7 protein-coding genes are annotated in these 20,748 nt (G+C 64.3%); 3 read left to right on the forward strand and 4 right to left on the reverse strand.

Annotation, left to right across the window (positions count from 1 at the left end; genetic code table 11):
• Positions 1 to 169: 169 nt before the first annotated feature.
• The gene (locus GN300_RS29920; protein WP_063316409.1) at positions 170 to 14,455 is read left to right on the forward strand and encodes a non-ribosomal peptide synthetase; all 14,286 of its coding nucleotides are present in this window, start codon (positions 170 to 172) and stop codon (positions 14,453 to 14,455) included.
• A 1-nt stretch (position 14,456) separates the two neighbouring features.
• Here the strand turns inward: GN300_RS29920 and GN300_RS25455 are convergent, their stop codons facing one another.
• Positions 14,457 to 15,305: a Ku protein gene (locus GN300_RS25455; RefSeq protein ID WP_020907736.1), complete on the reverse strand. Its 849-nt coding sequence runs from the start codon at positions 15,303 to 15,305 to the stop codon at positions 14,457 to 14,459.
• A 140-nt stretch (positions 15,306 to 15,445) separates the two neighbouring features.
• Between GN300_RS25455 and GN300_RS25460 the strand changes: the two genes are divergently transcribed.
• Complete coding sequence (locus tag GN300_RS25460; protein ID WP_047270398.1) at positions 15,446 to 16,417, forward strand: alpha/beta hydrolase family protein; 972 nt, start codon at positions 15,446 to 15,448, stop codon at positions 16,415 to 16,417.
• Between the two features lie 14 nt (positions 16,418 to 16,431).
• On the opposite strand, the gene GN300_RS25465 is transcribed toward GN300_RS25460, so the two are convergent.
• Positions 16,432 to 17,562, reverse strand: a complete 1,131-nt coding sequence (locus GN300_RS25465) for a lycopene cyclase family protein (protein WP_047270399.1) — start codon at positions 17,560 to 17,562, stop codon at positions 16,432 to 16,434.
• Positions 17,563 to 17,572: 10 nt separating this feature from the next.
• Entirely contained in the window at positions 17,573 to 18,358 is a 786-nt protein-coding gene (locus GN300_RS25470; RefSeq protein ID WP_063316408.1) for an SDR family oxidoreductase, read from the reverse strand.
• A gap of 129 nt (positions 18,359 to 18,487) precedes the next feature.
• Here GN300_RS25470 and GN300_RS25475 point away from each other — a divergent pair, with 129 nt between their 5' ends.
• Entirely contained in the window at positions 18,488 to 20,119 is a 1,632-nt protein-coding gene (locus GN300_RS25475; protein ID WP_003944932.1) for an ABC-F family ATP-binding cassette domain-containing protein, read from the forward strand.
• A 60-nt stretch (positions 20,120 to 20,179) separates the two neighbouring features.
• Here the strand turns inward: GN300_RS25475 and GN300_RS25480 are convergent, their stop codons facing one another.
• Positions 20,180 to 20,746, reverse strand: coding sequence for a TetR/AcrR family transcriptional regulator (locus GN300_RS25480; RefSeq protein ID WP_003944970.1), 567 nt, complete (start codon positions 20,744 to 20,746; stop codon positions 20,180 to 20,182).
• Positions 20,747 to 20,748: the final 2 nt, after the last annotated feature.

Raw genomic sequence — 20,748 nt, forward strand, 5'->3', positions numbered from 1 at the left:
ACATCGCAGCTGCTTGTCACGATGTGATCTCCGGCGGGCGATTTGCCAGTTTCCACCCGAGCTTTCCAAAGTATTCGTCTCATTTTCGAAGTGCCCCGATCAGTTCGAAGCGTCCAGCAGACGCATAAACCTGTTTGCATCATGATCAAGTTGTAAGAGGGAGATTCGTGTGGATGGCAGTCCCGACCGAGGAATCGTTTCCGCAGCTCGTCCGGACGACGAACTCACCTTCCCTCTTTCTGCCGCGCAACTTTCCCTGCTTGTCGCACAACAGCTTCGACCCGAGATTCCCGTCAGCATCGCTCAGTACGTGGACGTGGACGGCCCACTCGACATCGAGCTGCTGACCGCTGCCAGCAAACAGACCGGCCGTGAGATCGGCTCCGGATATCTGCGCCTGGTCGAGGTGGACGGGGTTGCGCGTCAGTGGCTCGATCTCGACATGGACGACTCCCTCGACGTGGTCGATCTTCGCGCCGAATCGGATCCGGAATCTGCAGCGCAGGAATGGATGCGCAGAGAGCACACCACCGCCATCGATCCGTTCACCGATCGTCTGGTCAGGCTGGCAGTCCTGGTGCTGCGCGACGACCATTACTACTGGTACAGCCGTATTCATCACGTAGCGCTCGACGGTTTCGGCGCGATGTCGATGATGAACCGCACAGCCGAGATCTACACCGCCGCGGTGCGCGATCTACCAGTTCCCCCAGCGGTAACTGCCCCCCTCCAATCGTTGGTGAAGGCAGAGGCCGACTATCTGGGCTCCACGCGGTGGGAGCGCGATCGCGACTACTGGAACACCAAGATGGCCGACAAACCGGGCGGAACCTCGCTCGCGTCCTCGACTGCTCCGTCGCAGGCATGGTCTCGCCTACGGTCGGCGACGGTACCTACGGAACTGCGGAGCTCCCTCGAACGGCTGGCCGCCGCCCACGATGTGACGACGTCGTCAGTGGTGATCGGTGCTCTGGCGGCTTACCTCGCCCGGGCCACCGGGACCCGCGACGTGGTCCTCAGCCTGCCGGTCTCGGGGCGGACGACAAAAGCTGCTCGCAGGTCCGGCGGAATGATGTCGAACGTCGTCCCGATACGTGCGAGCGTCGATCCGCATTTCGCGGTCGGGGACTTGCTGCACGAGGTGAAGATCGAACTCACCGGCGCACTGCGTCATCAGAAATACCGCCACGAGGACCTACGACGCGACCTCAACGCCGGTGATCACAGCATCGCCGACGGACGAGGCTTCCACGGGCCGTTGATCAACCTCATGCTGTTCCATTCCGGAATCACTCTCGGGGACGCGCACGGCGAACTGAACGTGATCTCGACCGGGCCGATCGAAGACCTCTCCGTCAACGTCTATCAGACTTCCGCAGCCGAAGAGATCCAGATCGACTTCGCCGCGAATCCAGACCTGTACACCAACGAGGACATCTCGCGTCACCACCGGCGTTTCCTCGAGTTCCTCGACTTGTTCTGCGCTGCGGAATCGGGAACTCGATTGATGGATATCGACCCCGACGCCGCGGGTAAATGGATCGCCGAAGTCCAACACGCCCGCAACGTCGAGTACTGGTCTGCGACCTTGTCGAACCCCGCCGAGGAACTGGGTTTGCCGGTCGTCGCCGGATCCGGTCGAACGTCCACGCCCCTCGAGATCGAGGCAGGCCTCTGCCGGAGCCTCGAGACGATGGCGACGACGATGAACACGAGTCTGTTCGTGCTGTTTCAGTCTGCGATGGCCGGACTGCTGCGCCGCGTCGGTTCGGCCGACGAGGTGTCGATCGGCGTCTCGGTCCGAGGGTACGGCGCCTCCAATCCGGACGATTTCGTCTCGATGTTCGCCAACCAGTTGGTGCTTCGCTCGACGGTGTCGAACACCATGACGCTCACCGACCTGGTCGGTGCGGTGGACACCGTCGCAATCGAAGCTCTCGAACACGCAGACATTCTTCTGTCTTCGGTGACCGCCGCACTCGGTGACGGCCGCTGGGTCGAGACGGGCCCGTTGTTCCGGGCGATGGTCTGTTTCGAGGAGCCGCTGGATGCTCACCCGAGATTTCCGGGGCTCATGGTCGGTGCGCCTATCGGATCGGATCTGGCCACCGTGCCGGAACTGTTTGTCTCCCTGGCGATTCCGACTGGTGAGCATGCCGATTTCGATCAGCCGATCTCCGGTGTTCTGGATTGGCTCGGCACGAAAGAGCAAGCCGAGGACCTCGCCGACCGTTATCTACGAATCTTGACCGCGATGGTCGGTACTCCGCACTCGGCGCTCGGCTCAGTGGATCTACTGCGCCCGGAGGCGCGCCAGGCGCTGGTGCCGCCCGTTCTGCCGATTACCCCGGTCCGAACGCTCTCCGAGATCCTTTCCGACCGCATTCGGGCGACCCCGGAAGCGATCGCCGTGGTCGCGGGCAGCGAGCGCGTGTCGTACCGCGAACTCGATCGACGATCGAATCAGTTGGCGCGCAAGCTCGTCGATCATGGCGTGCAATCCGAGTCGTTGGTCGGAATCATGCTGCCGAAATCCGTGGACATGATCGTTGCCGCTGTCGCGGTAGTGAAGGCCGGCGGCGGATACCTCCCACTCGATCGTGCACACCCCGCCGAGCGTTTGGCATACGTGGTCGAGGATGCGCAACCGGTGTGCGTCATCTCCGATTCCACTTTCCCGAACTCCGCCTTCCCGAACTCTGACGTGGTGGTCGTCGGCGTCGAATCCGACGAATACTCCGGTGAGAGTCTGGAAACCGATGAGCGCCCGCGCGGACACGGAGCCGACAATCTGGCGTACGTGATCTACACCTCGGGGTCGACGGGCCGACCCAAAGGTGTCTCCGTCACCCACGCCACCGTGGTGCGATTGTTCGAGAACACGCACGTCGAATTCGGATTCGACGGCAACGACGTGTGGACGATGTTCCACTCGTTCGCCTTCGACTTCTCGGTCTGGGAACTGTGGGGCGCGCTGCTCCACGGCGGAACGCTGGTCCTGGTCGATCACGAGGTATCACGCGACCCTGACGCCTTCCGGGCGCTGGTCGCCGCAGAAGGCGTCACCGTGCTCAATCAGACGCCCTCGGCCTTCTACCAGTACATCGAAGCCGACCTTCGGGCCGATTCGGAGACCCGGCTCCGGTACGTGATCTTCGGTGGCGAAGCCTTGGACCTGCGTCGACTCGGGCGCTGGTACGACAATCACCCGGGGTACGAAAGTCACACGGAATCCGCGCCTGCACTCGTCAACATGTACGGCATCACCGAGACGACGGTGCACGTCACCCATCTCGAACTCGACCGGGCGAGCGCGAGTGCGCTGACCGGCAGCCGGATCGGTGACGCGATCGACGGACTTCGTGTGTACCTGCTCGACGAGCATCTCTCCCCGGTCCCGGTGGGGATCGCGGGGGAGATCTATGTCGCGGGCGGTCAACTCGCCCGTGGCTATCTGGGCCGTCCAGACCTCACCGCGGGCCGGTTCGTTGCCGATCCTTTCAATGCCGGCGGACGACGGTTGTACCGGTCCGGCGACCGCGCACGATGGATTGCGCCCGGACAACTCGAGTACCTCGGACGCGGCGACGCGCAGGTCAAGATCCGCGGATTCCGGATCGAACTCGGCGAAATCGACTCCGTCATCCTCAGCGCGCCGGGAATCGACGATGCCGTGACGGTTGTGGCTCCGACGCCGGCGGGCGGCGCTCTCGTGACCTATGTGACCGCTTCCGACGTCGTGGACGCCGACGCCCTCCGAGCTCACGCCGCCGAAGCCCTCCCGACCTACATGGTTCCCGATGCCTTCATGGTCCTCGATTCGATTCCGTTGACCACCAACGGAAAACTGGACCGGCGTGCGCTGCCGTCGCCTATCCTGGCCTCCACCAAGGTCTTCCGACCCCCGACGACCCCGACCGAGGGCAAGGTTGCGGCGGTTCTGGCTGACATCCTGGGTAGTGGACCGCTCGGACTCGACGATAATTTCTTCCATCTGGGCGGAAACTCGCTGGTAGCGACGACGGCGGTAGCGCGCTTGACCGAAGCCACCGGGGTTAAAATGCCGCTGCGTGCACTCTTCGACCATCCCACGGTGTCTGGGATCGCGGCGACGATCGAGCGTGCGGCACAGACCCCGGACGCCGACGGTATTCAGGTCGTGGCCCGGCCGGCTGTACTGCCTCTCGCTCCCGCGCAGCAGCGACTGTGGTTCCTGAACCGCGTGGCACCGGAATCAGGTGCGTACAACATTCCACTGGCGGTGTCGTTGCGCGGCGCCGTCGATCCCGACGCACTCAGTGCCGCGATCGTGGACGTCGTGACACGTCACGAGTCACTACGCACCGTGTTTCCTCAGATCGGGGACAACGCGACGCAGAAGGTTCTGGGCCTGGGCGAGGGGATCGCAGGGCTCGAGTCGATCGACGTGGAACGCGGAAGCCTCGAGAGAGTGATCTTCGAATTCTCTTCGGCCGGTTTCGATCTGGTCCGCGAACGTCCGGTGCGCTACCTGCTGATCACTGTCGCCGCCGAGAAGGAAGGCGATGACGAGGAAGCTGTCCTCGTAGTGGTTCTGCACCACATGGTGGCCGACGGTTGGTCGCTCGCGCCGTTGGCTGCTGATCTCACCGGCGCCTACGCCGCCCGCGTCGGCGGCAACAGCCCGCAGTGGGCACCCCTTCCGGTGCAGTACGCCGACTACACGCTCTGGCACCGAGAACACCTCGGCGACGCGTCATCCACCGATTCACTTGCCCACTCACAGATCGCGTTCTGGAAGCAGCAGCTGGCGGGAGCGCCCGAGCAGCTCCACCTGCCGACGGACCGTCCGCGCGCACTCGACCCGACCATGCGCGGAGCCGGAGTCGACATCAGAATCGGCGCTTCCACGCATCAGAAGCTCGTTGTACTTGCCGCCGATCACGACGCCACGCCGTTCATCGCCCTGCACGCGTGCTTCGCCCTGCTTCTGGCCAGGTACAGCGGCACGGACGACATCGTCATCGGAACACCGGTGGCCGGACGAGGGGACAGATCTCTCGATCTGCTCGTCGGCATGTTCGTCAACACTCTTGCCCTGCGGACCGTCGTCGATCGGGACGCAACGTTCGCCGCATACCTGTCACAGGTCAGGGCCGTCGACGTGGATGCCTTCGACAATGCGGACGTGCCTTTCGACGTCGTCGTGGACGCGCTCGAACTGGACCGCTCGCCCGCACACCACCCGGTCTTTCAAGCGGCCATCACCTCGCGGATAGCCACCACCCACACAGCCGAACTGGCAGGGGTGTCGATGACGGCGCGGGCAGTCGAGACGGGGCTGACCAAGTTCGACCTCGAGCTCACCGTCACCGAACGTCACGAGGCCGGGGCCGCAGCAGGAATCGATGCCACGTTCACCTATTCCACCGACCTGTTCGACAACGCGACCGTCGAAGCCTTGGCGCGAAACTTCGTAACCCTCGTGGAATCGGCAGTGTCGGAACCGACTGCACCGGTTGGTGACCTTCGTGTACTCGGATCCCGGGAGAGTGCCGCGATATTGCCGCGGCGCGGCGTGGCTTCGGTGGGCGAATCGACGCTGGCGCAGATCCTCGGAGACACCGCGAGGACGTATCCCGACGCGATCGCCCTCGAAGACTCCGAGCGCTCACTCTCGTACGGGGAGCTGGAGCGTCGATCGAATCGGATCGCTCGATACCTCATGGACCTGGGCGTCGGCCCCGAGACACCGGTCGCACTGGCAGTTGCCCGATCGGTCGACTCCGTGCTCGCAGTCTGGTCGGTCACCAAAGCCGGTGGCGTTTTCGTCCCGGTCGATCCCCGTTATCCCGCAGATCGAGTTGCGCACATGCTCGCGGATTCGGGTGTGCGGATCGGAATTCGGTCCGCCGAGGTTGCGGCCGGTCCGGCAGCCGGTGGGAACGTCGCAGTCTGGATCGACCTCGGCGACGCGGACACGGTTGCAGAATGTGCCGCCTACTCCGACTCTGCCATCGACGACGCTGACAGAACAGCGTCGACCACTGCGGCGTCGGCCGCGTACGTCATCTACACGTCCGGCTCGACCGGAGTGCCGAAGGGCACCGTCGTCACTCACGCGGGTTTGGCCAATCTTGCTCGCGAACAACAGGATCGGTACCGGATCACCGCCGGGTCGCGAACTCTGCATTTTGCGTCACCGAGCTTCGACGGCGCCGTACTCGAGCTACTGCTCGCCGGTTCGACCGGCGCGACGATGGTGATCGCCCCTCCCGACATCTACGGAGGGGAGGCGTTGAGCGAGTTCCTCCGAAGCCGCGAGGTCACTCATGCCTTCATCACTCCGGCTGCGCTGGCGACCGTCGATCCGGCGGGCGTGACGGCACTGGAATGCGTAGTCGTCGGCGGCGACGTGTGCACGCCGGAATTGGTCTCGAGCTGGGGCAACGGGCGCAGACTGCACAACGGATACGGTCCGACCGAAACCACTGTCATGGTTGCCATCAGTGACCCACTCTCACCGGGGGATCCGATCACCATCGGCGGTCCCATCCGCGGAATCGACGCCGTGGTGCTCGACTCTCGGCTGCAACCGGTCCCGATCGGCGGCGTCGGCGAGCTGTACATCGGTGGGCCGGGCCTTGCACGTGGTTACCACCTTCGTCCCGCGCTGACGTCGGATCGGTTTGTCGCGCATCCGTACTCGACGCCCGGTGCCCGGATGTACCGAACCGGTGACCTGGTCCGCTGGACCAAGGACCTGACCCTTCGCTACGTGGGCCGCAGCGATCATCAGCTCAAGATCCGCGGGTTCCGCATCGAACTCGGCGAGATCGACGCTGCTCTGATGGATTCCCCTCTCGTCCAGTTCGCCACGACGATTCCCGTCGAATCCGCCGCGGGTACCACTCTGGCGTCGTACGTGTTGCTCAGCGGCGACGCTGATATCGAGTCGCTGTTCGTGGGACTCGCCGACACGCTGCCGCGGTACATGATTCCGTCGTCGATCACCCCGATCGACGCCATTCCGTTGACTCCGGTCGGCAAACTCGATCGCAGAGCGTTGCCGACGCCGATACCGCGCGAAATCCTCGGAACGGGCCGTGAACCCGAGGCCGGACTCGAACGAACCGTTGCCGACGTGTTCGCTTCACTGCTCGACGTGCCCGAGGTCCGGGCCGGAGACAGCTTCTTCGATCTCGGGGGCAACTCGCTCGTCGCGACGCAGGTGTCCGCGCGGTTGAGCGCAGCGACGGGACTCACGGTGGACGTTCGCTCGATCTTCGAAGCGCCGACCGTCGAAGCGCTCGCTGCACGTCTGGCGGCGAGCGCCGAAGAATCAGACGATCGACCTGCCCTGAGCGCCGGTGCTCGCCCGGACCGCCTACCGCTCTCCGCTGCGCAACAGCGGCTGTGGTTCGTCAATCGCTTCGACCCGCAGTCCGCGGTCTACAACATTCCGTTCGCGATCCGCATCACCGGAGACATCCACGGCGATGCACTCGAGGAGGCGCTTGCGGACGTCATTGCACGCCATGAGGTGCTTCGAACGATCTACGTCGACAGCGCCGACGGCCCGAGTCAGGTCATCCGAGCAATTTCCGACGTGCAGTTCTCCGTCGAGCGCTACCGCGGATCCGAAGGTATCGAATCCGCGACGACGGAGTTCGCGGCGCGTGGGTTCGATCTCGGTTCGGATCTGCCGATTCGGGCCATGCGTGTGCGCGAGGACACTTTCGCTCACGTACTGGTCGTCGTCATCCATCACATCGCCTTCGACGGCTGGTCCCTGACTCCCTTTGCGGCAGATTTCGTCGCGGCGTACTCCGCACGCGTCGTCGGAGACGCCCCGGTTTTCACACCGCTCGACGTGCAGTACGCCGACTACGCGGTGTGGCAGCAAGACTCGCTCGGACAGGTCGGCGACCAGGAGTCTCTGGTTGCCCGCGAACTGACCTTCTGGACCACTGCCATGGCTGGTGCCCCGGACGAGGTACTGCTACCGGTCGATCGCCCACGCGGATCTGTCTCCACGACCGCCGTCGGATCGGTGCCGATCGTCATCGACGCGGCGACCGGGGAGCGTCTCGCCGCCTTGGCGAGGCGCAGTGGCTCGACGCAGTTCATGGTCGTACACGCGATCCTGGCGGTTGTTCTCGCGCGTCTCGGTGCAACCGACGACGTGGTGGTCGGCACCCCGGTGGCAGGCCGCGGGCGACCCGAGCTGGATTCCCTGATCGGGATGTTCGTCAATTCGGTACCGCTTCGCACGCCGGTCGATCACCGAGCGCCGTTCACCTCCCTGCTCGAGGTCGTCCGTGAACGCGACCTTGCCGCCTTCGCGCACCCCGAGCTGCCCTTCGAGGTGCTGGTCGACGCCCTCGATCTCGACCGGTCCACTACGCGACACCCCCTGTTTCAGGTCATGCTGTCGTACCACCAGAATGTGGTCTCGCCGCAGGTCACGGTCCACGACGCGCATCTCGAAGCGCAAGCACTCGAACCGTCCGTCGCGAAGTTCGACCTCGAGTTCACCCTGCTGGCAGGCGATTCCGAGAAGACCGAGATCACCGGGTCGCTCAGGTTCGCCGAGGCGCTCTTCGACATTGCCACCGCGGAAACGATCGCCGCGCGTGTGCAGTCGGTGGCCCGCGCCGTCGCCGCAGATCCGGACGCCGCGATCGACGACCTAGATTTCCTCAGCACCCTCGAGCGGGCGTCGCTGATGCCGGTACGAGGTCCGGCGTGGACCAGTTCGCGCACCTTGGCCGAAATATTGACGCGGACCGCCACCCGTTCAGGCGATTCGGTGGCCCTTCGATCCGGTGACACCACCGTGCTCTACCGAGATCTCTTCGCCCGTGCATCGGCGCTTGCCCGCCGTCTGACCACGGAAGGGATCGGTGCCGAAGACATTGTGGCGATCGCGATTCCGCGCTCGATCGACTCGATCGTCGCCTTGTGGGGCGTTTCCTTGACCGGCGCCGCGTTTGTTCCGGTCGATCCGCGATACCCCGCCGATCGCATTCTGCACATGCTCACCGACTCCGGAGCCACTCGCGGAGTGACGACGGAAGCGGTAATCGAATCACTGCCCCGCCCGGTTCCGTGGATGACAATGGACGACATCCACGGCGACGGTGTCGGGCAGCCGGTTCCGGCCGCGCCGATCCGAATCGACAACCTCGCCTACATCATCTACACCTCCGGATCGACGGGAAAGCCCAAGGGCGTCAGCGTCACTCATCGTGGCCTGAGCGCGTTGGCGGCCGAGCAGACGGCGCGTTACGGCATCTCGGCGCAGTCGCGGACGCTGCACTTCTCCTCACCGAGCTTCGACGCATCCATCCTCGAACTGCTGCTCGCAGTCGGTGAAGGCGCGACGATGGTGATCGCCTCTCCCGACGTCTACGGCGGCCAGGACCTAGCCGAATTGGTCACCGATCACCAGGTGACCCACGCGTTCATCACACCGGCAGCGCTGGCCTCGGTCGATCCCACCGGGCTGGACGTCTTGCAGTCGATCGTTGTCGGTGGCGAGGCATGCCCACCCGAACTGGTCCGTAAGTGGGCACCGGGTCGCCGATTGTTCAACGGCTACGGGCCGACGGAAACCACCGTCATGGTCTGCATCAGTGATGCCTTGAGCGTGGGGGAGACCGTGACCATCGGCGGGCCCGTCCGCGGCGTGTCCGCGGTAATTCTCGACGGCTCGGCTCAGCCGGTACCCGTCGGGGTCACCGGTGAGCTCTACATCGCCGGCCTGGGACTTGCCCGCGGCTACCTCGACCAACCCGCCTTGACGGCGACGCGATTCGTGGCAGCGCCGTTCGGCCCGGCCGGCACCCGCATGTACCGGACCGGTGACTTGGTTCGGTGGACGCCGCTCGAGACGATCGAATACGTCGGACGCTCCGATCACCAGGTGAAAGTGCGCGGATTCCGCATCGAACTGGGCGAGATCGACTCCGTCCTCAGCACTTACCCCGGCGTCGAGTTCGCGGTCACCGTGGGCGTCGACGCAGCTTCCGGTGAGACGATGTTGGCGTCGTACGTAGTGCTCGGTGCCGATGCGGTCGAGATGGACGAGTTGCTGAGCCATGCGCGCCGCTCACTGCCCGCCTTCATGGTGCCGTCGGCGATCACCCCGATCGATCACGTACCGCTGACCCCCGTCGGGAAGCTCGACCGATCGGCATTGCCGGCGCCGACACTGCGTTCGTCCGAGCGAAGTGTCGAGCCGCTGACGACCGCGACCGAACTCCAGGTTGCCGGCGTCGTGGCGGAACTGCTGGGTATCGAACAGATCAGTGCGTCGGACAGTTTCTTCGAACTCGGTGGCAACTCACTGCTCGCCACCAGACTGGCCCAGCGACTCGGCGAGTCGTTGGGCAGGCAGGTGCCTGTCCGAATGCTGTTCGAGCACCCCGAAATTCGGGAACTTGCCACTGCGCTCGACACATCCGCCGGGGCGAAGGCGCTTCCACCGATCACCGCCGTAGACCGCCCCGAGCGAATTCCGCTGTCCTACGCGCAAGCACGCATCTGGTTCCTCAACCAGATGGATCCCGGCTCACCCGCGTACAACGTCCCTGCTGCGATCTCCCTCGACGGTGCACTCGACGTGCCGGCCCTCGAAGCTGCGGTCCTCGACGTGATCGAAAGGCACGAAATCCTGCGCACGGTGTTCCCCGACTCCGACTCCGGTCCACACCAGGTGATCCAGGATGCATTCACCTCGCTCGAGTACGGAAATGCGGACACCCGTGAACCGGCAGAGCTCGCCAGAGAATTCGCGTCGCGTGGATTCGACATCACGACCCAAGCTCCCGTTCGCGCGCTCCTGCTCGAATCGACGCCGCAGCACCACACACTTGTCATCGTGATCCACCACATCGCGGCGGACGGATGGTCGATCGCGCCGTTGATGAAGGACGTGCTCACCGCCTACGTCGCGAGAAGTTCGGGACACGCTCCCGAGTTCACCCCGCTCGAAGTGCACTACGCGGACTTCGCCATCTGGCAGCGGGAAGCGCTGGGCTCGGTGAACGAATCCGAGAGCGTGCTCGGGGCACAGGCGTCGTACTGGCGGGAGACGTTGCGGGGCGCACCTGAATTGATCGACCTTCCGAGCGATCGAGCGCGTCCGCTCACCCAGTCGTTGAGCGGTGCCCACACCGCGGTCTCGCTTCCGGCGCACACCCGGATCGCGGTCGAGGCGGTTGCCGGAGCCAATGCGGCGACGCCGTTCATGGTGCTGCACGCTGCCTATGCCGTCCTGCTGTCCAGGCTGAGTCGAAGCACCGACATCGTGATCGGATCTCCGGTCGCCGGGCGAGGACACCGAGTTCTCGACGACCTCGTGGGAATGTTCGTGGGCACGGTGGGACTGCGCACGACGGTCGACCCCGGGTCGACGTTCGTCGACGTTCTGCGTACTGTCCGCTCCGTCGATCTCGACGCCTTCGCCCACGCGGACATTCCGTTCGAGCAGGTCGTGGACGTGGTGGCGCCGACCCGGAGCACCGACCGTCATCCGGTGTTCCAGACGATGATCTCGTTCCACGGCGCCCACCCGACGACGTGGGACCTGCCTGGACTTGCCGTTCGTGCCCACGAGATCACACCGGACATCGCCAAGTACGACCTGCAGTTCACCGTTGTCGAACAGACCACGGAGGAAGGCGGCGGCTACGAGGCCTCCCTCACCTACGCGAAGGATCTCTTCGACACCGATACAGCGGAGTCGTTTGCAGTGATGCTGGAAACGATCGTCGAGACACTGACTGCCCAGCCCTCCGCCGTCGTCGGTGACGTGGATCTTGCGGGACGTCGCCTGCGTGCGTTGCCCGGACGTCCGGCCGGCGATGCTTTGACCTTGCCGGAGTTGCTGCTTCGCGGCGCTGCCGATCCGCACGCTCCGGCAATCGTCGACGTCGCCACATCCGTCACGCTCACGTACGGCGAACTCGACCGACGCTCCGACGCTATGGCGTTTGCGTTGATCGCTCGCGGAATAGCGCCGGAAATGATTGTGGCACTGGCGCTTCCGAGGTCGGCCGACTATGTGATCGCGCTCTGGGCCGTAGCGAAAGCCGGCGGAGTGTTTCTTCCCGTGGATCCGGCGTACCCCGCCGAGCGGATCGAGCACATGCTCACCGACAGTGGAGCGGTACTCGGTATCACCAGGGGCGAGTATGCGGCCGACCTTCCGGGCGTCACATCGTGGATCGAGTTGGATGCGATCGAATTCACCACCGAAATCGAGGCAGTCCATTCCGAGACACTGCCGGACGCGCCACTCGAGTTCGACAACCCGGCCTACTTGATCTACACCTCGGGCTCGACAGGAAAACCCAAGGGCGTGTTGGTCACTCACGCGGGACTGGCAGCGTTTGCCGACGAACAGCGGGAGCGTTTCGGCGTCACCGCGCACTCTCGCGCTCTGAGCTTCGCCTCGACGAGCTTCGACGCGTCGGTTCTCGAGCTCCTTCTGGCTTTCGGCGCCGGCGCAACGATGGTGATAGCGCCGCCGACAGTTCTCGGCGGTGTCGAATTGCACGAACTGCTCGACGAGCAGACGATCACCCATGCTTTCGTGACTCCAGCCGCCTTGGCGACTGTCGATCCCGCCGGGCTCGACCATCTCGAAGCCGTCGTCGTCGGCGGCGACGCCTGTTCCGCCGACCTCGTATCTCGGTGGGCACCGGGGCGCCGAATGTTCAACGCGTACGGCCCGACCGAGGCCACCGTCGCAGTCACCATCAGTGATTCGCTGGTCGCGGGGGAGCCCGTGACGATCGGCGGCCCGATCCGCGGCGTGGACGCGATGATTCTCGATTCCCGACTGCACTCGGTTCCCGGCCAGGTCGTCGGTGAGCTCTACGTCAGCGGCGACGGTCTCGCCCGCGGGTACCTCGGCAACCCCGCACTCACAGCCGCGCGCTTCGTCGCCGACCCGCATGGACCCGAAGGCGCTCGGATGTACCGCACCGGGGATCTTGTGCGCGAAGATCGCTCAGGGGCACTGATCTACCTCGGACGCGCAGACCACCAGGTCAAGATCCGAGGGTTCCGAATCGAACTCGGAGAAATCGACGCGGTGCTGGCAGCGGAAGCGTCCGTGCATTCGGCTGTCAGCGTCGTCGTCGGGGAGGGCGTCGACGCTCGGATCGTCGCGTACGTCGTCCCGGCACATGCGGACTTCGACGCCGCCGCGCTACGCCGTCACGCAGGTATATCGCTGCCTGCGCACATGATCCCGTCCGCTGTTGTCGTGATCGGCGCAGTCCCGACCACACCGGCGGGCAAGCTCGATCGCAGCGCTCTGCCTGCTCCCAACTGGGAGTCGCCGAGTGGACGCAGTCCGGAAGGCAGCGACGAGATCGCGATCTGCGCTGCTTTCGCAGAGGTACTCGATCTGGCCGACGTAGACACGTACGCCGATTCGAGTTTCTTCGAACTCGGCGGCAACTCACTCATGGCAACGCGTTTGGTCGCTGCCATCAAAGAACGCACCAGCATGACCGTCCCCGTCGCGTGGATATTCTCCGACCCGACTCCGGAGGCATTGGCGCGCAGACTCTTCGAACTCGAGGCAACAGTTGTGACAAGTGACGCGGATACCTCCGCACTTGCGGTAGTCCTGCCACTACGTCCGGAAGGCCGCGCCGAGCCACTGTTCTGCATCCATCCGGCCATCGGATTGGCCTGGTGCTACGGAGCGCTCGATCGCTACGTCGACTCCAGCCGGCCGCTCTACGGCCTGCAGTCGCCGGTCCTGACGGACTCCGAATTTCGGGCGGAGCTGATCGAGGACTTCGCGGCGCGGTACGTCGAGGAAATTCGCGGAGTTCAGCCGCACGGTCCGTATCACCTGCTGGGGTGGTCGATCGGCGGATTGATCGCTCACGCGGCGGCGGTGCAGTTGCAAGCCGCAGGTGAGAGCGTCGCCGACCTGATTCTGCTCGACAGCTTCGTTCTCGAAGACCCGACGATGGCGGGCGCGCAGCCTTCTCTCGCCGAACTGATCGGCGGGTTGGGGATCTCGGTCCCGGACACCGGCGAGCGTGATCTGACACCCGAGGACGCCGAAGCACTCTTGCGCGAAGCCATCGGCGATCACCCCTTGGTCTCGAGCGATCGAATCGAGCGACTGTTCGAGGAATACTCCGCAGGCGCCGAACTGGCTCACCGATACCGCCCGGGCAAGTTCGTGGGCGATCTGCTGTTCTTCTCGGCACACGCCGACACCTTCGACCCGCTGCGAACCGCGTCGGCGTGGCGACCGTTCGTCTCCGGGGTGATCATCGACCGTCCGGTGCCCACGTCACACGCCGAAATGTTCACCGAGGCAGGTCTGGAGGCGATCGGACCCGTGATCAACCTTGCGGTCGGAACGGGTCGTCACGCGGCTCCGGACGTCGACGCAGAGTTGGACGCTCTGATCGAGATCCAAGACGTGCGCGGCTGACTCAGGCTCGTTTCTTCCTCGGTGTAGTCGACTTCGACGAGCCGGCCTTGGAGGCGTTCGACTTCGCTTCGTCCACACTGCGCTGCAGTGCGGCAACCAGGTCCACCACCTCTGCGTCGGTGCCCTCTTGGTCGACCTCGGCGGCCGGGATGACCTTCTTGCCGCCGTTCTCGATCATCTCGTCGAGCAACTGCCTCAGTTGGAGCTGATAGTCGTCGGTGAACTCGGTCGGATCGAAATCGCCCGCCATGCTCTCGACGAGCGTCTGCGCCATCTTCAGTTCCTTCGCCTTCGGCTTCTCCACGTCGTCGAGGGAAGGGAACTCTGCTGCACGAACTTCGTCGGGCCACAGCAAGGTCTGGATCACCAGAACACCATCGCGAGCGCGCATCGCGGCCAGGCGCGTCTTCTGTCGCAGCGTGAAATGCACCAGTGCCGTTCGATCACTCTCGGTGAGCACAGTCGAAAGCAGGACGTACGCCTTCGGCGACGCCGAATCGGGCTCGAGGAAGTAACTCTTCTCGAACAAGATCGGATCGATCTGATCGTTCGGCACGAATTCCAGCACCGGAATCTCGTGCTTCTCCGCAGCCGGGAGTTTGTTGAAGTCCTCGTCGCTCAAGATGACGCGCGATCCGTCTTCCGAGTCGTACGCCTTGTCGATGTCCGCGAACTGAACCGTGTTTCCGCACTCGGAACACACACGGTTGTACTTGATGCGGCCACCGTCTTTTGCATGGACCTGGTGAAATCGGATGTCGTGGTCCTCGGTCGCCGAGTACACCTTGACCGGGACGTTGACCAGACCGAAGGCTATCGAGCCTTTCCAAATCGAGCGCATGCCTCCCATGATGGTCGCCGCCGGCCGTTTGCGCGAGGCAAACGATCACGGTTGATCCCGAACCGTTGCGTGTGGATGGGTCGGTTCGGGGCGTATCGAGCGGGTATCCGCTTCGAGAACCCGACTCGCACACCTGGGGGGACGCTCCGATGAGAATCCGAACCTACCGTCGACGCGTCACCGCGGCGCTGGCGATTTCACTGGTTCCACTGCTGTTTGCGCCTTGGCCCGCGAACGCAGATCCGGCACGCACCGTAACCATCAGCGTCCACTCCGATGCGATGGGCCGCGACATTCCACTCGAGGTGATCCTCCCCGCCGACACGAGCGCCCCACGGCCCACGTTGTATCTGCTCAACGGCGCCGGTGGTGGCGAGGACAGTGCAACGTGGGAAGGACGGACCGATGTCCTGGACTTCTTCGCCGACAAGAACGTCAACGTCGTGACGCCGCTGGAAGGAGCGTTCAGCTACTACACCGACTGGCAGAAAGACGATCCCGTACTCGGGCGCAACAAGTGGCAGACGTTCCTCACTCGCGAACTGCCGCCCGTCATCGATGCGCAGTTCGGTACCAATAGGGTCAACTCCATCGCGGCGATTTCGATGACGGCGACGTCGGTACTCAATCTCGCGATCTCGGCACCAGGGCTCTATCGGAGTGTCGGGGCCTACAGCGGGTGCGCGGAGACTTCCACCCAGCCGGGTCAGGACTATGTGCGGTTGGTGGTCGGCGCGCGGGGTGGCGCTGATCCGACAAACATGTGGGGACCGTTCGACGGTCCGGGATGGCGCGAGAACGATCCGGTTGTGAACGCGGAGAAGTTGCGGGGGACCGCACTGTACGTTTCCACCGGATCCGGGCTGCCAGGTCCGCACGACAACCTTCAGGCACCCGATGTGAACGGAAATCCCGGAGCCCTCCTTAATCAGATCGTCGTCGGCGGCATCATCGAATCCGCGGTCAACGGGTGCACGCACGGCTTGGCGGACCGACTGAACGCACTGGGCATCCCCGCGACCTTCGACTTCAAGCCGACCGGAACCCACTCGTGGGGCTACTGGCAGGACGACCTACACAATTCCTGGCCGATGATCGCCGGCTCGATAGGAGCGCAGTAGTCGGTCCGGAGTGCTCACCTCAGAAACGGCGCGCGCATCAACGTCTTTCGGACGTGCCACGGTGACGATCGGAACAGGGTTGCCATCACCTTCGCCGTCGCGGACGCGTCCCGCCGATCGGACAGGTAGGACCGCTGAGCCTCGACCGGTAGATCGAAGAACGTGTCGAAGAATGTCGCGACCTCTCTCGAGCCGAGGGTGAGAAGTGCGTTCAGGCCAACGCGGCGAAGGGCAGACACCGCCTTGGCCGACCGCGGCCAGAGCGCCGCGTTGGGATCTCCACCGCCGGCGATTGCTTTGGCGACAGCGTCTGCCTCGGCGAGTGACGAGGCAACGCTGTATCCGGTTCCCGGATGCATCAGACCGCCTCGCCCGCCGAAACGGAGGACACCGTCGGGGAACGACTCCTTCGGGCCTTCGACTGCAAAACGGACCCGCTCGACCGGTGCGTCGTCGGGGACTTCGCAGCCCCGATTGCGAAGCCGGGTGCGCAGACGCGCTTCGAGTTCGCGGAGCCCCAACGCCGGCCGGCCGACGAGGCAGGTCTCCTCGAGGAGGACTCGCTCGTCGTCGAGTGGGACCGCATAGAGAAACGACGGAGTGTCGGCGTCGGAGGCGCCGTTGTCTGTTCGCCAGTCCATGAACCAGGCTTCGCCACCACCCAGAATCGGATCGGCCAGAGCGCGGTCGACGATCACTCCGAAGGCGGTCTGCTGGGCGGTTGTCACCGTCAGTTCGGTACCCCGGGCGTCGATGACGACGGAACCTGTCAGCTGCGATCCGTCCACGCACAGGACGGCGGTAGGTGACAGTGTTTGAGCGCGCAAGGCTCTGAACTGTACGGATGTGCCTGAGAGAAATGATTGCAGTAAAGATGTATTCAATACGCAATATGTGCGATCAAGCGTTTTCTGTCTGCGGGTCCACACGCTCGGGCGTTCGATCCGGCTTGCGATCACATCGACCGGCAGCCACGACGGCAGCTCGTCAGCCCACGCCGAATAGGTCGGCGTCCACACCCGATGGGGATGCGGATCGACAACGACGACGGTGAGTTGCCGGGCGATACAGCGGGTGGCGAGTGCCCGCCCGGCCGGGCCGCCACCGACGATCACCACGTCGGCGGAGGAGTTGTCTGTGCTCACGACCGGCGCACTACATCGATCCCGTTGCGAGCAGACCGCCGTCGACCCGGACCGTTTCGCCCGTGATCCACGCCGCCGCGTCGGAGACGAGGAAGCCGACCAGACCGGCAACGTCCTCGGGGGTGCCGAGCCGCTTCATCGGGTAGCCCGCCGACGCCTTGTCCTCGCCGGCAGCGACCAGGGCTGCCGCGAACTGCGTCTTGACGATCCCGGGAGCTACGGCGTTGACACGAATCTTCGGTCCCAGTTGCCAGGCCAGTTCTTCCGTCAGGCGGATGAGCGCAGCCTTCGACGCGCCGTACGCCGCGATGACGCCCGTCGACCGGATCCCGGCCACACTTGCCAGGTTCACGACGGCTCCACCGTGTTCGCCCATCCATGCCCGATGTGCTTGCTGGACGTAACCGAGGGCGGCAACCACATTCACGTCGAAGATCTTGCGCACGGCGTCGAGGTCCGCTTCCATGAGCGAACCGAAGACGGGGTTGATTCCGGTGTTGTTGACCAGAATGTCGAGTGAACCGAAATCGGACACGGCGCGGTCGACGGCACCGGAGCGGGCTTCGGCATCGGCTGCGTTGCCCGCGAATGCGACGACCTTTCCGCCGTGCCCCAGAGCGGACAGCTCGGATGCGGCGGCCTGGAGGGGCTCCGGCTTGCGGGCTGTGATCAAGACGTCGGCACCGCGAGCGAGGAGTTCGGCGGCGACAGCTTTGCCGATTCCGCGACTTGCGCCGGTGACGATGGCGGCACGGCCTTCGAGGTCGCGAGGACGAGTGCTGTTTTCGCTAGTCATGTCCCGAACGTTAGCGGACTCACACGCTGCTGGTCGGAACGACCGTCAGGTCACGGTAAAATCGATAGTTCTTGTGTCTGTAGTCAGGCATTGTTTACCCGTATTCGTCGTTTTTCCTGAGGAGTTTGCTTGATTACCGCCACTGACCTCGAAGTTCGTGCCGGTGTCCGCACCCTTCTCACGGCTCCCGGGCCTTCGTTGCGCATCCAGCCGGGCGACCGGATCGGACTCGTCGGACGTAACGGAGCCGGAAAGACGACCACACTGCGCATCCTCGCCGGCGAAGGTGAGGCATATGCGGGAAGCGTCGTACGTACCGGTGAACTCGGATACCTCCCGCAGGACCCCAAAGAGGGCGACCTGAGCGTCCTCGCCAAGGACCGGGTTCTCTCCGCACGTGGCCTCGACACGATGCTCCGCGAGATGGAGAAGCAGCAGATTCTGATGGGCGAGGTGCTCGATCAGGAATCGCAGGACCGCGCGGTCAAGAAGTACGGCCAGCTCGAGGATCGGTTCTCGGCCCTCGGCGGATACGAAGCCGAGAGTGAAGCCGCACGCATCACCAGCAGCCTCGGTCTCGAAGACCGCATTCTCGGGCAGCCGCTCAGCACGCTTTCCGGCGGTCAGCGTCGTCGCGTCGAATTGGCGCGCATCCTCTTCGCCGCCTCCGACGGCAGCGGTGCCCGCTCGGACACGACTCTGCTGCTCGACGAGCCCACCAACCACCTCGACGCCGACTCCATCACCTGGCTGCGTGGCTTCCTCCAGAACCACGAGGGTGGACTGGTGGTCATCAGCCACGACGTCGACCTGCTCAACGACGTCGTCAACCGCGTGTGGTTCCTCGATGCCGTCCGCGGTGAGGCCGACGTCTACAACATGAACTGGAAGAAGTACCTCGACGCTCGTGCCACGGACGAGCAGCGTCGTCGCCGCGAGCGCGCCAATGCCGAGAAGAAGGCCGGTGCGCTGCGGATTCAGGCCGCCAAGATGGGCGCAAAGGCAACCAAGGCCGTCGCGGCTCAGAACATGGCCAAGCGAGCCGACAAGTTGATGGCGAACCTCGATGCCGAACGTGTCTCGGACAAGGTTGCGCGGATTCGTTTCCCCGAACCCGCCGCTTGTGGCAAGACTCCGCTGATGGGCAAGAACCTCACCAAGGTGTACGGCTCGCTCGAGATCTTCACCGGTGTCGATCTCGCGATCGATCGTGGGTCTCGTGTGGTGATCCTCGGACTCAACGGTGCAGGTAAGACCACGCTGCTTCGCATCCTCGCGGGCGCGGAGAAGGCGGACGCGGGTGAGCTGATCGCCGGTCACGGACTCAAGGTCGGCTACTTCGCTCAGGAGCACGACACCCTCGACGACGACGCGTCCGTGTGGGAGAACATCCGCCACGCCGCGCCGGACACAGGGGAGCAGGAACTGCGTTCGCTGCTCGGTGCCTTCATGTTCACCGGCCCGCAGCTCGAACAGCCGGCCGGAACGCTCTCGGGTGGTGAGAAGACGCGTTTGGCTCTGGCCGGTCTGGTGTCTTCGGCTGCCAACGTTCTGCTTCTCGACGAGCCCACCAACAACCTGGACCCGATCTCACGCGAGCAGGTGCTCGATGCGCTCCGCAGCTACACCGGTGCCGTCGTCCTGGTCACCCACGATCCGGGTGCTGCCGAGGCACTCAACCCTGAGCGAGTCATCCTCCTGCCCGACGGCAACGAGGACCACTGGTCGCAGGAATACCTCGAGCTGATCCAGCTCGCCTAACCCCCTGTGCGCCTTTTTGGTAGTGGGAACTACCAAAAAGGCGCACAGGGGCGAAGCCCCTCAATCTCTCCGCCGCACCGATTCCTCGACCAGATCGAGAACCGCTGACAGGTTGTCGACGCCGTGGCCGGAGGCGATTCTCGCGACCAGGCCGTCCATCACCAGATCCAGATACCCGATCAGAATTTCGGTGGGGACGTCGTCACGGAGTCTGCCTGCCGATTTCTGTCTGGCGAGACGCGCACTGGTCGCTTCCGTCAGTTCTACGGAGCGCTGCGACCACTTCTCACGGAAATCGGCGTCGTTGCGCAGTCGACGCGCTATCTCCAGTCGCGTTCCCAGCCAATCGAATTGATCGGGCTGCGCGAGCATGTCCCGCATGACCTGGACGAGTCCCTCTTCGGCGACGACATCTGCCATCCGGCTCGCATCCTCGCTTGCGAGAGCGAGGAACAGGCCGTCCTTGTCCTTGAAGTGATGGAAGATCGCTCCGCGGGACAAACCGGTGACTTCTTCGAGACGGCGAACTGTGGCGCCGTCGTAGCCGTATTCCGCAAAGCAGCGGCGGGCGCCGTCAAGGATCTGACTGCGCCGTGCCGCGAGATGGTCTTCACTGACCTTGGGCACGG

The sequence above is a fragment of the Rhodococcus sp. Ni2 genome (assembly GCF_021352185.1).
Lineage (GTDB): Bacteria > Actinomycetota > Actinomycetes > Mycobacteriales > Mycobacteriaceae > Rhodococcus_F > Rhodococcus_F qingshengii.